The sequence below is a fragment of the Marivita sp. S6314 genome, assembly GCF_023015985.1.
Lineage (GTDB): Bacteria > Pseudomonadota > Alphaproteobacteria > Rhodobacterales > Rhodobacteraceae > Marivita.
The window spans coordinates 1-13,840 of sequence record NZ_JALKAO010000012.1 but is presented as its reverse complement, the minus strand read 5'-3'; the positions used below and the strand labels follow the sequence as shown (position 1 = coordinate 13,840).

Here is a 13,840-nt window from a genome sequence, read left to right as displayed (position 1 = left end):
GTGAGACATGTCTGACATCTTCAAACCATCCCGCCGCGCGTTCCTGCGTGGCTCCGCCGCCGCGGCGGCAGGGATCACGGCAGGTGCTGCGGCACGTGCCGGGACCCCCGATCCGCTGATCACCGAAGTGCAGGATTGGGCCATGTCGTTCGGTGAAGGCGTTGACGCCACGCCTTACGGCTTGCCGATTGAATTCGAAGACGACGTGGTGCGCCGGAATGTGGAATGGCTGACGGCTGATACAACCAGTTCGATCAACTTCACCCCGATCCATGCGCTGGACGGCACGATCACCCCCCAGGGATGCGCGTTCGAGCGTCATCACTCGGGCGCGATTGAACTGCGCAAGCAGGATTATCGCCTGATGATCAATGGCTTGGTCGATACGCCGCTGGTGTTCAGCTATGACGATCTGGAACGCTTCCCGCGCGAGAACCATGTCTATTTCTGCGAATGCGCGGCCAATACCGGCATGGAATGGGCGGGTGCGCAGCTGAACGGCGCGCAGTTTACACATGGCATGATCCATAACATGGAGTACACTGGCGTGTCCCTCCGCACGCTGTTGACCGAGGCAGGGCTCGACGCCGCCGGCGACCTGTCTGACAAGTGGGTCTATGTGGAAGGGGCCGACGCGTCCTCGAACGGACGGTCGATCCCGATGGAGAAAGCTTTGGACGATGTGCTCGTTGCGTTCAAAGCCAACGGTGAGGCTTTGCGGAAAGAGCACGGGTATCCAGTGCGCCTCGTCGTGCCCGGCTGGGAAGGCAATCTCTGGGTCAAGTGGCTGCGCCGCATCGAAGTGATGGACGGTCCGGTCGAAAGCCGCGAAGAGACATCAAAATACACCGATACGCTGGAAGACGGCACCAGCCGCAAGTGGACATGGGTGATGGACGCCAAGTCCGTCGTGACCTCTCCAAGCCCGCAATCACCGATCAAACATGGCCCCGGACCGCTGGTGATCTCTGGTCTGGCCTGGTCCGGCCATGGCGCGATTACGCGGGTGGATGTGTCCAAGGATGGCGGCATGACGTGGGAAACCGCGCGGCTGGCCAAACCCGGTGAGAAGATGGCGCTCACGCGGTTCTACCTCGATACGGAATGGGACGGCGAAGAAATGCTGCTTCAGGCCCGTGCGATGGACGAAACCGGCTACGTGCAACCGACCAAAGAACAGCTGCGCGAGATGCGCGGCGAAAACTCGATCTACCACAATAACTGCATCCAGACATGGCACGTGAAGACAAACGGGGAGGCGGAAAATGTTGAAGTTTCCTAAGGGGGTCGCGACGGCTGTTTTGCTGGCGACAACAGCGCTTGCGTCAACGCAGGCGGTGGCATCCGAAAAGTTGGGTCTGGGGCGCGAAGCCTTGCCCGAAGAGATCGCGGCATGGGATGTGGACGTGCGGCCAAATGGCGAAGGTCTGCCTGTTGGGTCCGGGTCGGTTGAAGACGGCGAAATGATCTTTTCCGACAATTGCGCGGTGTGTCACGGCGAATTTGCCGAAGGTGTCGACAACTGGCCGGAACTGGCAGGCGGCGAAGGCACGCTGGCCGACAAGGATCCGGTCAAGACCGTTGGCAGCTACTGGCCCTACCTGTCGACCGCATGGGATTATATCCATCGCTCCATGCCCTATGGCAGCGCGCAAACGCTGAGTGATGACGACGTCTACGCGATTGTGGCCTATATCCTCTATTCCAACTTCCTCGTTGATGACGATTTTGTTCTGTCGAACGAGAACTTCCTAGAGGTCGAGATGCCCAACGCCGACGGGTTCATCATCGATGATCGCGCCGAGACGGAGTATCCGATCTGGCGGGCAGAGCCCTGCATGGAAAACTGCAAGGACAGCGTTGAAATCACGATGCGCGCGTCCGTGTTGAACGTCACGCCGGAAGACGAAGAAGCGTCGATGCAACACTCGTCAGATCAGGCCGAGGTGGTGCAGGCCGCCGCGGTTGTGGAAGAGCCCGCAGAACCGGAACTGGACGCCGAATTGGTGGCCGCCGGGGAAAAGGTGTTTGGCAAATGCAAGGCCTGCCACATGGTCGGAGAGGACGCCAAGGCGCGCTCTGGTCCGGTTCTGAACGGCATTGTGGGGCGCGATATCGCGTCGGTCGACGGGTTCCGCTACTCCAAGGTGCTGTCGGAAATGGACGGGGTCTGGACAGACGAGGCGCTGGCGGCGTTTCTTGAGAACCCGCGAGGCTTTGCAAAAGGAACGAAAATGAGCTTTGCTGGACTGCGCAAACCCGAAGATGTTGCGGCAGTCACGGAGTTCCTGAAAAGCCATGTGGACTAAGCGATGATGCGTGGGTTCAAAGCGATTTTTCTGGCGATGGTGCTGCCGATGGGCAGCGCCATTGCCGAAGAGGACGTGGCCCCGATCGGGGATGCGGAGCGCGGCGCCGAACTCTACAAACAATGCAGCGGGTGTCACATGGTGGGACCCGATGCGCGCAACCGAACCGGCCCGCCGCTGAACGGCATTTTTGATCGCAAGGCCGGGGCGATTGAAGGGTTCTTCTATTCCAAGGGCCTGAAACGCGCGGCGGCAGATGGATTGATCTGGGATCTGGAACATCTGGATGCCTATATCGAAAATCCCAAAGCGTTGGTCAGCGGCACGCGGATGTCGTTCCGCGGGGTGAAAGAGGCGCAGGACCGGCGCGACGTGCTTGCGTATTTGCGGCTGTTTTCCGACAATCCCCAGAACATCCCCGAAGCCGCGCCAACCGCGCAAGCGGTCGAAGTGGCCTTGTCGCCCGAGGTGCTGGCGATTGTGGGAGACGCGGAATACGGTGAGTACCTGTCGAGTGAATGCAAGACATGCCACCAGCGCGATGGGTCCGATCAGGGCATTCCGTCGATCACGCTTTGGCCCGAGGAAGACTTTGTCATTGCCATGCACGCGTACCGGAAAAAAATTCGCCCCCATCCTGTGATGCAGATGATGGCGGGGCGTTTGTCAGACGAAGAGATTGCCGCACTTGCGGCCTATTTTGCCAAGCTCGAATAACGTCAGGGCACAACTGACGACGCGGGTTGGCGCACATCCAAGGGAGGACCAACATGAAACTCAACAGACGGGCTTTTGTAGGCACCGGCATGGCCGCCGCCTCAACGCTGGCCGCACCGAATGTTCACGCGGCATCGCATGGCAAACCCAAAGTGGTTGTTGTCGGTGGCGGCGCGGGTGGCGCAACCGCAGCGCGCTATGTGGCCAAAGACAGTGCGGGCGAAATTGACGTCACGCTGATCGAGCCCAGCCGCAGCTATTACACCTGCTTCTTTTCCAACCTCTATATCGGTGGTTTCCGCGATCTTGCGAGCATTGAGCATTCCTACGGCACACTGGCATCCGAATACGGGATCAACGTGGTCCATGACTGGGCCGTTGGCGTGGATCGTGACGCCAAGACCGTGTCCTTGGCAGGTGGCGGCGCGGTGCCGTATGACCGTTTGATCCTGAGCCCCGGCATTGATTTCGTCGACGGTGCTGTCCCCGGTTGGGACGTGACCGCCCAGAACGCGATGCCACATGCCTACAAGGGCGGCAGCCAGACCGAACTGCTCAAGGCGCAGATTGCCGCCATGCCGGAAGGCGGCACTTATGTGATGGTGGCACCACCCAACCCGTACCGTTGCCCTCCCGGACCGTACGAACGGATTTCGATGGTGGCGCATGTTCTGAAGGCTACGAACCCGACCGCCAAGATCATCATCGCTGACCCGAAAGAGAAGTTCTCCAAACAGGCGCTGTTCGAAGAAGGTTGGCAGAAACACTATGGCGGCATGATCGAACGCATCGGCCCGGATTTCGGTGGCGGAAACGTGTCGGTGGATCCTGCGGCGATGACGGTCGATATTGACGGCGAAGTTGTTCAGGCGGACGTAGTCAACGTCATTCCGGCGCAAAAGGCAGGGCTGATCTGTGACGCGGCAGGATTGACCGAGGGCAATTGGGCACCGGTATCCGGCCACACGATGCAATCGCGGATGGATGAAAACATCCACATCTTGGGCGACGCGACCAACCAGGGCGATATGCCAAAATCTGGCTATTCGGCCAACTCGCAGGCGAAAGTTGCGGCAATGGCGGTGCGTGGGGCCCTGACGGGCAGCCGCGTGTTCCCGGCGAAGTTCTCGAACACCTGCTGGTCGCTGATCGACACCGAAGATGGTGTGAAGGTTGGCGCGACCTATGAAGCCACGGACGAGAAGATCGCCAAGGTGGACGGGTTTGTGAGCCAGACCGGCGAAGATGCGGCGCTGCGCAAGGCGACCTACGAAGAAAGCATCGGCTGGTACGAAGGCATCACATCCGACATGTTCGGCTAAGAGACTGCGAAATCAAATGGGAAGGCCGGGTCGAAACGCCCGGTCTTTTTTTTGCGGCCCGGTTGGGGGCTTGCCCTCCAAGCCCCCCGGGATTTTTGGCGAGAAGCGGCAGGGCGCGATTAGACGCTTTGCAGGCCTTTCATTGCGCCGATCAATTCCGGAATTTTCTTTTTGAACTTGAAAAAGCCCGCGGTGGCGTGCGGCCATGCGCGCTGGTCATAGGGTCGAAGCGTGCGGACAACCGGGACTGCGCGAACATTGGCAAGCACTGTCGCGCTGGGCCCGACAGGGGCATAGGCCGTCACGATTTGGTCGGCCTTGTGATCCAGTGCCCAGGTCTCGATCTCGGCTGGTGTGCTCAAGGCCATCTTTACCTCGCCCAGCTTGCCGGCCCACCGGGTTGTCACGTCTCGCATGGCGTCCGATTTGAACGCGGTCACGTGCGGCGCGATGTGCAGCGGGCTTAGACCTGCGGTTGCGACCAGCGTGGCGGTGGCCACCGGTTCGATGCCCTGATCCAGGATCCAGCCGGGGCTGAGATCATCCTCGTGCAGCAACAGCACCGACCGTTTGTGTAGGTCGATACGGTCGCCCTCGGGCGGGGACATGCGCGGTGGATGCGGCGGCCCGTCAAGCGGTTCGGGATTGGGGGTCAACTGGTGGATCGGTGAAAACCGCCCTTCGGTGTATTTCGAGATATTGGCCGCGCGCGCGACGTAGTTCTTGCCTTGGGTCTGCAGCCCGGCCACCCACCGCCAGCTCAGGGTGTTTGATGCCGGATCACCGTCAAGCAGGTGGCGCAGAAAAAAGTCCGCGCCCAGTTCCCATGGCAGGCGCAGGGTGAAAATCCAGATTGAGGCAAACCACATGCGGGCGTGATTGTGCAGATATCCGGTGTCCACCAACTCTTGGGCCCAATGGTTGAAACAGTCGATATCCGTTTCGCCTTTGCAGGCGGCCTCCCATTCGGTGCGCAACCCGGATTGCGTTTGCACCCGATCCCATGCACCGGCGAGGCCCTGCTGATACGCCCCCCAGACCGCAGGGCGCAGTTCCAGCCAGCCTTTCCAATAGGTGCGCCAGAACACTTCCTGAATGAATTTTTCGGCCGAACTTGCGGAAAACCGGCCCAGAACCGCCTCTAGCACCTCGGCTTCGGTGATCAGTCGGTGGCGGATATAGGGCGAGAGCGTGGACACATTGTCGTGTCGTCCGGGGCCGCGGTCGTAATTGCGCTGCCCGGTGTAGTCGCGCGCCGCCTTGGGGGCAAAGCGGGCAAGCTTCTCAAGGGCGGCTGTCCGGGTCGGAGGAAACATGACTGTCATGAGCGGGGAGGTAAGCCCTCAAGACCCGTGGTCAAGGCAGGTCCGCGACCCGCGATCGTCTGGCCCCCCTTGCAGCCCCCAGAGCCCGACACTAATCTCTGGACAACTCGCAACCGCGGCGCCGCTTGGTGACCGCTTCATCCAGGCAGGCACAGATGAACGATCCTTTCGATACCTATATGAACACGCTCGTCCCCATGGTGGTTGAACAGACCAGCCGTGGTGAACGCGCCTACGACATCTTCTCGCGCTTGCTCAAAGAGCGGATCATTTTTCTGAGCGGTCCGGTGCATGACGGAATGTCATCGCTGGTGGTGGCGCAATTGCTGCACCTTGAGGCGGAAAACCCGTCCAAGGAAATCAGCATGTATATCAATTCGCCCGGCGGCGTGGTGACGTCTGGTCTGTCGATCTATGACACGATGCAGTACATCAAACCCAAGGTCAGCACACTGGTGATTGGCCAGGCGGCATCGATGGGGTCGTTGCTGCTGACAGCAGGTGCGCCGGGGATGCGCTTTTCGTTGCCGAACAGCCGCGTGATGGTGCACCAGCCCTCGGGTGGGTATCAAGGTCAGGCGACCGATATCATGATCCACGCGCAGGAAACGCAGAAACTGAAGACGCGTCTGAACGAGATTTACGTAAAACACACCGGTCAGACGCTAAAGAAGGTCGAAGCGGCGCTTGAGCGTGACAATTTCATGTCCCCCGAAGAAGCCAAGGATTGGGGCCTGATTGACGAAATCGTGGAGAACCGGGCCACCGGAACAGACGACGCATAAATCGTGATTGGGCCGCAGCGCCGCCAATGTGTTTTTGGCGTTGTGGCCCAAACCGTGCTGTCCTAAGGTTCTGACAAGAGATGACGGCACGCGCATAGGTTGATAGGGTGGCAATCGACCATCGTTAAGCGCGAGTCGGGAAAGGTAAGACATGGCGACGAATTCTGGCGGTGACAGCAAGAACACGCTCTATTGTAGCTTCTGTGGCAAGAGCCAACATGAAGTGCGCAAACTGATCGCAGGGCCGACGGTCTTTATCTGCGACGAGTGTGTTGAACTTTGCATGGATATCATCCGGGAAGAGACTAAGGGCGGTGGCCTGAAATCAACCGATGGGGTGCCGACACCGCGCGAGATTTGCGATGTGCTGGACGATTACGTGATCGGTCAGGCGGTGGCGAAACGGGTGCTGTCGGTGGCGGTGCACAACCACTACAAGCGTTTGAACCATTCGCAGAAGTCTTCGGATATCGAACTGGCGAAATCCAACATTCTGCTGATTGGTCCCACAGGCTGCGGTAAAACGCTTTTGGCGCAGACGCTTGCCCGTATTCTGGACGTGCCGTTCACGATGGCGGATGCCACCACTTTGACCGAAGCCGGCTATGTCGGTGAGGATGTTGAGAACATCATCCTCAAGCTGCTTCAGGCATCGGAATACAACGTCGAACGGGCGCAGCGCGGCATCGTCTATATCGACGAGGTCGACAAGATCACGCGCAAATCCGAAAACCCGTCCATCACGCGGGACGTCTCGGGCGAAGGTGTACAGCAGGCGTTGCTCAAGCTGATGGAAGGCACGGTTGCGTCGGTTCCTCCACAAGGGGGGCGCAAGCACCCGCAGCAGGAATTCCTGCAGGTGGATACGACCAACATCCTGTTCATCTGCGGCGGTGCGTTTGCCGGTCTGGACCGGATCATCAAGCAGCGGGGCAAAGGCTCTGCGATGGGCTTTGGGGCCGATGTGCGCGATGACAGTGATCAGGGCGTCGGCGAGACGTTCAAGGATCTTGAGCCGGAAGACCTGCTCAAGTTCGGTCTGATCCCGGAATTCGTTGGCCGTTTGCCGGTGATCGCGACGTTGGAAGACCTGGACGAAGACGCTCTGGTGATCATTCTGACCCAGCCGAAGAATGCGCTGGTCAAGCAGTACCAGCGCCTGTTCGAACTGGAAGACACAACGTTGAGCTTCACTGATGACGCGCTGAGTGCGATTGCCAAACGTGCGATCGAACGGAAAACCGGTGCCCGCGGATTGCGGTCGATCCTCGAAGATATCCTGCTGGATACCATGTTCGAATTGCCGGGCATGGACGAGGTGACCGAGGTTGTCGTCAATGAAGAGGCCGTCAACTCTGACGCCAAGCCATTGATGATCTATGCGGACCAGAAAAAAGAACCGGCTGAAGCCGGGTAATCAGAACACTCTGACACGATATTGGGGTGGGCGGTTGCCCACCCTTCTTTTTGAGAGGGACTCCATGACACTCACACGCATTTCGTCCGGCGGCGAATTTGAAGCCAAGGTTGGCTATTGCCGGGCCGTTGTTGCCGGTGGATTTGTGCATGTTGCCGGAACCATCGGGCAGGGCGATACAGTGACGGATCAGTGCCAGAGCGCACTCGACACGATCAGTGCAGCTTTGGACAAGGCCGGGGCGTCCCTGGCGGATGTGGTGCGCGTGACGTACTATTTGCCGGACCGCCACGAATTTGAACAGTGCTGGCCGATCCTGTCGAAAACCTTTGGCGACAATCCCCCAGCGGTGACGATGATCGAATGCGGATTGATTGATCCCAAGTACCGGATCGAGATCGAAGTGACCGCGCTTGCGCCAACTGCGGCATAGCTGCGCTGGACCTTGCTTGGCAAAGCACCCTATAACACGGGCAATTAACCCTTCGAGGAGTCGTTCATGGGCATTCTCAATACTCTCTTGCGCGCGGTGACCTGGTGGAACGGTCAAACGCTGAACACGCAGCTGTATACGCGGCGTCACGGCGAGAAGGTGGGCGAGGACACGCAGGGCAATATCTTTTACCAGACCAAGGGTGGAGACCGCCGTTGGGTGATCTTTAATGGCGAGGTCGAGGCCAGCCGCGTGGATCCTGACTGGCATGGGTGGCTGCACCACACGTTCAAGGAACCGCCGACCGAGCGGCCCCTGCAAAAGAAAGACTGGGTCAAGCCGCATCAGGAAAACCTGACGGGCACGGCGCTGGCCTATGCCCCGGCCGGATCAATCCGCCGTCCGATCCCGGAAGACCGCCGCGACTACGAGGCCTGGAGCCCGGAATAACCGGCCTTGGCGCGAACCGCGTGATCTGATCGAAAGTGACATCCGAATGACGCGTGTGGGATCGTTTTGTTTTGCCCTGATGCTCGCAACTACGGCGGCTGCGCAACTTGCGACCAGCAATGGCAACGGTGTGAATGTGCGTGCTCTGGACAAGCTGACTGGGCAGGTGACGGACCTTCAGATTGCGCAAAACCAGTCTGGCACGGTTGGACGGATCACCATCACCGCCCATGAATGCCGGTATCCGCAAGGCAACCCGGCGGGTGAGGCTTACGCATCGCTGACGATCCGGGAAGTCAACGTCGATGCTCCGGTGTTCGAGGGCTGGATGATCGCGTCATCCCCCGCGCTGAACCCGATGGATCACCAGCGTTACGACGTCTGGGTGTTGCGCTGCACCACGTCCTGACCGGACGCGGCAAGGCCTTCGCGTTCGAAATCCGCGTCTTGCATCAGAGCCTGCGCCAATTGCCGGCGGTAATCACTGCGCGATATTTCAATGGCTCCCAGGGAGGCTAGATGCGGCGTCAGGAATTGCGTGTCAAACAGCGTGAATCCACACCGGCGTAGCAGGTCCACAAGCCAGGCCAGCGCCACCTTGGACGCATCGCGTTCGCGCGAAAACATGCTTTCGCCGCAAAACGCAGACCCGACGCACACCCCGTAGATGCCGCCTGCCAGATTTCGCCCCGACCACACCTCAAGCGAATGGGCGTGCCCCCGGTGATGCAGCGTCTCGTAGAGCTGCCGGATGTCGCGGTTGATCCAGGTTTCACTGCGATCCGCGCAGGCGTCCATCACGTCTCCGAAACAGGTGTTGCGGGTGACGCGAAACCCGTCGCGGCGCAAGGTCTTGGCCAGACTGCGCGAAATGTGAAAGCCATCCAGCGGAAACACCCCGCGCTTTCGCGGATCGACCCAGAACAGGTCCGGGTCATCCCGATGCTCGGCCATCGGAAACACACCTGCCCGGTATGCCTCTAGAAGCAATTCAGGTGTGACGGTCATGAGATCCCGCCCGCTGTGTCATGTGCCGCAGGGCACCGGTTACCCGGTCTGGTCGGAGTAGGTCCGTTCGAGCCAATGCTCCAGCCAGTGAATGTTGTAGTCGCCGCTCAGGACATCCGGGTCCTGCAACAAATCGCGGAACAGGGGCACCGTGCTGTCGACACCGTCGACGATCAGTTCGCCCAAAGCGCGCGTCATGCGCGCCAGCGCCTCGTCCCTGTCGCGGCCGTGCACGATCAGCTTGCCGATCAGGCTGTCGTAATATGGCGGGATCCGGTAGCCATCGTACAAGGCGCTGTCCATCCGTACACCCAGCCCGCCGGGGGCATGATACTGCGTGATCCGTCCCGGCGAGGGGGCAAAGTTCGGCAACTTCTCGGCGTTGATCCGCGCCTCGATGGAATGACCATTGATGACCAGATCATCCTGTTCGAACGACAACGGCAACCCCGAGGCCACACGAATTTGTTCGCGCACCAGATCAACACCAAAGATTGCTTCGGTGACCGGATGTTCCACCTGCAGGCGGGTGTTCATCTCGATGAAGTAGAACTCGCCGTTCTCGTACAGGAACTCGACGGTGCCAGCGCCCGCATAGTTGATCTTTGCCACCGCGTCGGCGCAGATCTTGCCGATCCGTGCACGCTCTTCTTCGGTGATGCAGGGGCCGGGCGCTTCTTCCAGCACCTTTTGGTGGCGACGCTGCAGCGAACAATCGCGTTCTCCCAGATGCACCGCCTTGCCTTTGCCATCACCAAAGACCTGCACCTCGATATGGCGCGGCGTTGTCAGGTATTTCTCGATATAGACTTCGTCATTGCCAAAGGCGGCTTTGGCCTCGGACCGCGCGGTCTGGAACGCTTTTTCCATGTCCGCTGCGGTTTCGGCCACTTTCATGCCGCGCCCACCGCCACCAGCGGTGGCTTTCACGATCACCGGGTAACCGATCTCGTCCCCGATCTTGCGGGCTTCGGCCAGATCCGGAACGCCCCCGTCCGACCCCGGAACACACGGCACTCCCAGCGCCTTGATCGTGTCCTTCGCGGTGATCTTGTCGCCCATGATGCGGATATGTTCCGCCGTGGGTCCGATGAATGTCAGGCCGTGGTCTTCGACGATCTGCACGAACCGGGCGTTTTCAGACAGAAAGCCATAGCCGGGATGGATCGCCTGTGCGCCAGTGACTTCGCAGGCGGAAATGATCGCGGGGATCGACAGGTAGCTGTCGGTGGACGAGGGCGGGCCGATGCAGATCGCCTCGTCCGCCATACGCACATGCATGGCGTCTGAATCCGCAGTGGAGTGCACCGCCACGCTGCCGACACCCATTTCGCGACAGGCGCGGATGACACGCAGGGCGATCTCGCCTCGGTTGGCAATCAGGATTTTGTCAAACATGGGGGCCGCCGGATTATTCAAGAATGACGAGGGGCGCACCGTATTCGACGGGCGCGCCATCCTCGACCAGAATGCGTTTCACGGTGCCGCTGCGCGGGGCAGGAATGTGGTTCATCGTCTTCATCGCTTCGACGATCAACAAGGTGTCGCCTTCGTTGATCTGTTGACCCACCGAAATGAAAGACGGCGCACCGGGTTCGGCTTGCATGTAGACCGTGCCAACCATCGGAGAGGTCACGGCACCGGGATGTTCTGCCGGATCTTCGGGTGCTGCGGGCGCGGCGGCAGGGGCCGGTGCCCCGGTCGCGGCAGCCACGGGCAATGGCGCTGGCGCGGTGATGGCCGGTGCCGCTTGGGTCATGCGACTGACCCGGACGTTCAGGCTGTCATCTTCTCCGTAATCGCGTTTCACCTGAACTTCGGTCAGGTCGTTATCCCGCAACAGTTTTGCCAGCGCTTCGATGAAGGCCACATCTGCGTCACGCGTATTCTTTGTCATGCTGTCCTCGCCCGGTTCTGCGTCGCCTTGGCGCGGTCCCGCCATATTCTGGATCAGGGCTCCGCTTTACGTGCGGGCACCACCCGCATTGCACGTCTTTCCTTGCACCGTTTAAATGGCAGGAGCAAGGGGGAAGCGGTTCATGAATATCGCAAACTGGCTCAGAAGAACCGCGCAAAAGACGCCAAATCGGCCTGCTTTGTTCGATGGCGAACAGTCCTGCGCGACCTACGGCGCGTTCGCAGCGCGCGTTGCGTCTTTGGCCAGTGCGCTGATGGCCCGGGGTGTTGCCCCGTCAGATCGTGTGGCCATCGTCATGAAAAACGAACCAGATTACCTGGTCGCGCTCTTTGCCGTATGGTCGATGGGCGGTGTTGTCGTGCCGATCAATGCGAAATTGCACGCAAAAGAGATGTGCTGGATCATCGAAAACGCAAGCGCCACGCTGTGCCTGTCCAAAGGGGCGCTGGCAGCTGCGTTGCGGGATGCTGGATGCGTCTGCCCCATGCCCGACGACACCTGGGAAGCGCGCGAAGACCGCGTACTGCTTGTGGCACACCGGGACGTTACCGACATCGCATGGCTGTTCTACACATCGGGCACAACCGGGCGGCCCAAGGGTGTGCAGATCACCCATGGCAACCTTGTCTCGATGAGCCTGTGTTACCAGACCGATGTGGATGTCGTGCGCCCTGATCACGCGGCGATCTACGCCGCCCCCATGAGCCACGGGGCGGGGCTATACAGCATGATGCACGTGCGCCACGGCGCGCGGCACGTGTTTCCCGCATCGCGCGGGTTTGATCCGAGTGAAATCCTGTCCCTGTCGCGGAGATACGAAGGGGTTCACATGTTCGCCGCCCCGACCATGGTCAAACGGCTGACAGACCACGCGACATCCGTTGGCGCAAACGGGGAGGGTCTGAACACCATCGTCTATGCCGGAGGCCCCATGTACGAGGCAGATATTCTGCGCGCGGTGGATCAGTTCGGCCCGGTTTTCGCGCAAATTTATGGGCAGGGGGAATGCCCGATGGGGATCACGGCGCTGACCAAATCCGAAGTAGCCGACCGCGATACGGATGGATGGAGAGCGCGTCTCAACTCTGTCGGCACCGCGCAATCTGCTGTCGCGGTGCGCGTCAGGCAACCCGATGGGGTGGAAGCTGCCACGGGTGCCGTGGGCGAAATCGAAGTGCGCGGCAGCACGGTGATGGCCGGGTATTGGAACGCGCCAGAGGCCACCGCTGACACGCTTCGCGACGGGTGGCTGCGTACCGGGGACATGGGCGCGCTCGACGCTCAGGGCTACCTGACCCTGATGGACCGGTCCAAAGACGTGATCATTTCGGGGGGATCAAACATCTATCCGCGTGAGGTCGAGGACGTGTTGCTCCAGCATCCCGCCGTTTCGGAAGTGTCTGTTATTGGACAGTTTCATCCCGAATGGGGTGAAGACGTGGTCGCCTTCATCGTAAGTCGCGCGGGCATGGCGTGCGACACTGCGGATCTGGATGCGCACTGCCTTGCACATATTGCGCGGTTCAAGCGGCCCAAGCGGTATCATTTTGTGCCTGACCTGCCCAAGAACAACTACGGCAAAATCCTCAAGACGGATCTTCGGGAGTGGGCGCGGCGTCTGCCGGGGTCTGAACCTGCTCCGTGATGATCGCCTTGATTTGCATCTGCACAGCCGATGGTGGCGCTGCAGGCGCGACAGCTTTGTCCCCGGTTTCGGCACCCGGAACGGGTTGCGAGGTTGGGGAGAGTGCAGGCGCGGGCAAGGGTGTGGTTTGATCATCCGTGCGCGCATTGAATCGCAAAGAAACAGGTGGCGAAATTGGCTGAATGATTGGCATATGCTCGTCCATTCGATTTAAGCCCCACAGTGCAAGACTAGCTGAAAACACCGATATGCGTGAGCGAATAATGCTGAAAAATTTATTGATTACAGAGTGTTGAAATAGGGCGGCGTTTCAGCCGCCCTAATCTTCGTTACGTGATCTGCTATGCGATCAGGTCTTGTTCATCCGGTTATTGATGAGGTCCTCGACGACGGAGGGGTCAGCGAGTGTTGAGGTGTCGCCAAGCGCGCCGTAGTCGTTTTCTGCGATCTTGCGCAGGATGCGGCGCATGATCTTTCCCGAGCGGGTTTTCGGCAGGCCGGGGGCCCACTG

Annotated in this window: 14 protein-coding genes; 10 read left to right on the top strand and 4 right to left on the bottom strand. The window is 59.9% G+C overall.

The genetic code is table 11. The features are described from left to right. Positions 1-7: 7 nt before the first annotated feature. Genes soxC through MWU54_RS18190 form a run of 4 tightly spaced genes read left to right on the top strand, consistent with a single transcriptional unit; the run spans position 8 to position 4,348 of the window. Entirely contained in the window at positions 8-1,282 is a 1,275-nt protein-coding gene (gene soxC, locus MWU54_RS18205; protein ID WP_247086608.1) for a sulfite dehydrogenase, read from the top strand. Further along, on the top strand, positions 1,266-2,309 hold the full coding sequence (locus MWU54_RS18200; RefSeq protein ID WP_247086606.1) for a c-type cytochrome: 1,044 nt from the start codon (positions 1,266-1,268) through the stop codon (positions 2,307-2,309). Before soxC ends, MWU54_RS18200 begins: the two co-directional genes overlap by 17 nt. A gap of 36 nt (positions 2,310-2,345) precedes the next feature. Then, a complete protein-coding gene (locus tag MWU54_RS18195; RefSeq protein ID WP_247086642.1) occupies positions 2,346-3,026 on the top strand; it encodes a c-type cytochrome in 681 nt (226 codons plus the stop codon). Between the two features lie 53 nt (positions 3,027-3,079). Next, positions 3,080-4,348, top strand: coding sequence for an NAD(P)/FAD-dependent oxidoreductase (locus tag MWU54_RS18190; protein ID WP_247086604.1), 1,269 nt, complete (start codon positions 3,080-3,082; stop codon positions 4,346-4,348). A gap of 119 nt (positions 4,349-4,467) precedes the next feature. On the opposite strand, the gene MWU54_RS18185 is transcribed toward MWU54_RS18190, so the two are convergent. Then, positions 4,468-5,673: an FAD-binding domain-containing protein gene (locus tag MWU54_RS18185; RefSeq protein ID WP_247086602.1), complete on the bottom strand. Its 1,206-nt coding sequence runs from the start codon at positions 5,671-5,673 to the stop codon at positions 4,468-4,470. A 155-nt stretch (positions 5,674-5,828) separates the two neighbouring features. On the opposite strand from MWU54_RS18185, the gene MWU54_RS18180 reads away from it, so the two are divergent. From MWU54_RS18180 to MWU54_RS18160, 5 genes are all read left to right on the top strand, one after another. Further along, positions 5,829-6,458, top strand: a complete 630-nt coding sequence (locus MWU54_RS18180) for an ATP-dependent Clp protease proteolytic subunit (protein ID WP_247086600.1) — start codon at positions 5,829-5,831, stop codon at positions 6,456-6,458. 151 nt (positions 6,459-6,609) lie between these two features. Next, positions 6,610-7,875, top strand: a complete 1,266-nt coding sequence (clpX, locus tag MWU54_RS18175) for an ATP-dependent Clp protease ATP-binding subunit ClpX (RefSeq protein ID WP_247086598.1) — start codon at positions 6,610-6,612, stop codon at positions 7,873-7,875. Between the two features lie 64 nt (positions 7,876-7,939). Next, entirely contained in the window at positions 7,940-8,308 is a 369-nt protein-coding gene (locus MWU54_RS18170) for a RidA family protein (protein WP_247086596.1), read from the top strand. A gap of 66 nt (positions 8,309-8,374) precedes the next feature. Further along, a complete protein-coding gene (locus tag MWU54_RS18165; protein ID WP_247086594.1) occupies positions 8,375-8,758 on the top strand; it encodes an NADH:ubiquinone oxidoreductase subunit NDUFA12 in 384 nt (127 codons plus the stop codon). 46 nt (positions 8,759-8,804) lie between these two features. Next, positions 8,805-9,167 (top strand): DUF2155 domain-containing protein, encoded by a 363-nt coding sequence (locus MWU54_RS18160; RefSeq protein WP_247086592.1) that lies wholly within the window; start codon positions 8,805-8,807, stop codon positions 9,165-9,167. Here MWU54_RS18160 and aat read toward each other — a convergent pair. The 3 genes from aat to accB are packed head-to-tail and all read right to left on the bottom strand — an operon-like array spanning position 9,131 to position 11,663. Beyond that, positions 9,131-9,766 (bottom strand): leucyl/phenylalanyl-tRNA--protein transferase, encoded by a 636-nt coding sequence (gene aat / locus MWU54_RS18155; RefSeq protein ID WP_247086590.1) that lies wholly within the window; start codon positions 9,764-9,766, stop codon positions 9,131-9,133. The two genes, MWU54_RS18160 and aat, sit on opposite strands and share 37 nt — an antisense overlap. Positions 9,767-9,805: 39 nt before the next feature. Continuing rightward, positions 9,806-11,164: an acetyl-CoA carboxylase biotin carboxylase subunit gene (gene accC / locus MWU54_RS18150; RefSeq protein ID WP_247086588.1), complete on the bottom strand. Its 1,359-nt coding sequence runs from the start codon at positions 11,162-11,164 to the stop codon at positions 9,806-9,808. Between the two features lie 13 nt (positions 11,165-11,177). Further along, positions 11,178-11,663 carry an acetyl-CoA carboxylase biotin carboxyl carrier protein gene (gene accB, locus MWU54_RS18145; protein WP_247086586.1) on the bottom strand — a complete coding sequence of 162 codons (486 nt, stop codon included), beginning with the start codon at positions 11,661-11,663 and terminating at the stop codon, positions 11,178-11,180. 142 nt (positions 11,664-11,805) lie between these two features. Here accB and MWU54_RS18140 point away from each other — a divergent pair, with 142 nt between their 5' ends. Continuing rightward, positions 11,806-13,329, top strand: coding sequence for an AMP-binding protein (locus MWU54_RS18140; RefSeq protein ID WP_247086584.1), 1,524 nt, complete (start codon positions 11,806-11,808; stop codon positions 13,327-13,329). Positions 13,330-13,840 lie beyond the last annotated feature (511 nt).

What these genes read in the sequence shown, in the direction of transcription:
- aat (WP_247086590.1), bottom strand. Translation starts at nt 9,766, where the DNA reads ATGACCGTCACACCTGAATTGCTTCTAGAGGCATACCGGGCAGGTGTG.
- soxC (WP_247086608.1), top strand. Translation starts at nt 8, where the DNA reads ATGTCTGACATCTTCAAACCATCCCGCCGCGCGTTCCTGCGTGGCTCC.
- MWU54_RS18200 (WP_247086606.1), top strand. Translation starts at nt 1,266, where the DNA reads ATGTTGAAGTTTCCTAAGGGGGTCGCGACGGCTGTTTTGCTGGCGACA.
- accB (WP_247086586.1), bottom strand. Translation starts at nt 11,663, where the DNA reads ATGACAAAGAATACGCGTGACGCAGATGTGGCCTTCATCGAAGCGCTG.
- MWU54_RS18190 (WP_247086604.1), top strand. Translation starts at nt 3,080, where the DNA reads ATGAAACTCAACAGACGGGCTTTTGTAGGCACCGGCATGGCCGCCGCC.
- MWU54_RS18165 (WP_247086594.1), top strand. Translation starts at nt 8,375, where the DNA reads ATGGGCATTCTCAATACTCTCTTGCGCGCGGTGACCTGGTGGAACGGT.
- MWU54_RS18140 (WP_247086584.1), top strand. Translation starts at nt 11,806, where the DNA reads ATGAATATCGCAAACTGGCTCAGAAGAACCGCGCAAAAGACGCCAAAT.
- MWU54_RS18185 (WP_247086602.1), bottom strand. Translation starts at nt 5,673, where the DNA reads ATGACAGTCATGTTTCCTCCGACCCGGACAGCCGCCCTTGAGAAGCTT.
- accC (WP_247086588.1), bottom strand. Translation starts at nt 11,164, where the DNA reads ATGTTTGACAAAATCCTGATTGCCAACCGAGGCGAGATCGCCCTGCGT.
- MWU54_RS18170 (WP_247086596.1), top strand. Translation starts at nt 7,940, where the DNA reads ATGACACTCACACGCATTTCGTCCGGCGGCGAATTTGAAGCCAAGGTT.
- clpX (WP_247086598.1), top strand. Translation starts at nt 6,610, where the DNA reads ATGGCGACGAATTCTGGCGGTGACAGCAAGAACACGCTCTATTGTAGC.
- MWU54_RS18195 (WP_247086642.1), top strand. Translation starts at nt 2,346, where the DNA reads ATGGTGCTGCCGATGGGCAGCGCCATTGCCGAAGAGGACGTGGCCCCG.
- MWU54_RS18160 (WP_247086592.1), top strand. Translation starts at nt 8,805, where the DNA reads ATGACGCGTGTGGGATCGTTTTGTTTTGCCCTGATGCTCGCAACTACG.
- MWU54_RS18180 (WP_247086600.1), top strand. Translation starts at nt 5,829, where the DNA reads ATGAACGATCCTTTCGATACCTATATGAACACGCTCGTCCCCATGGTG.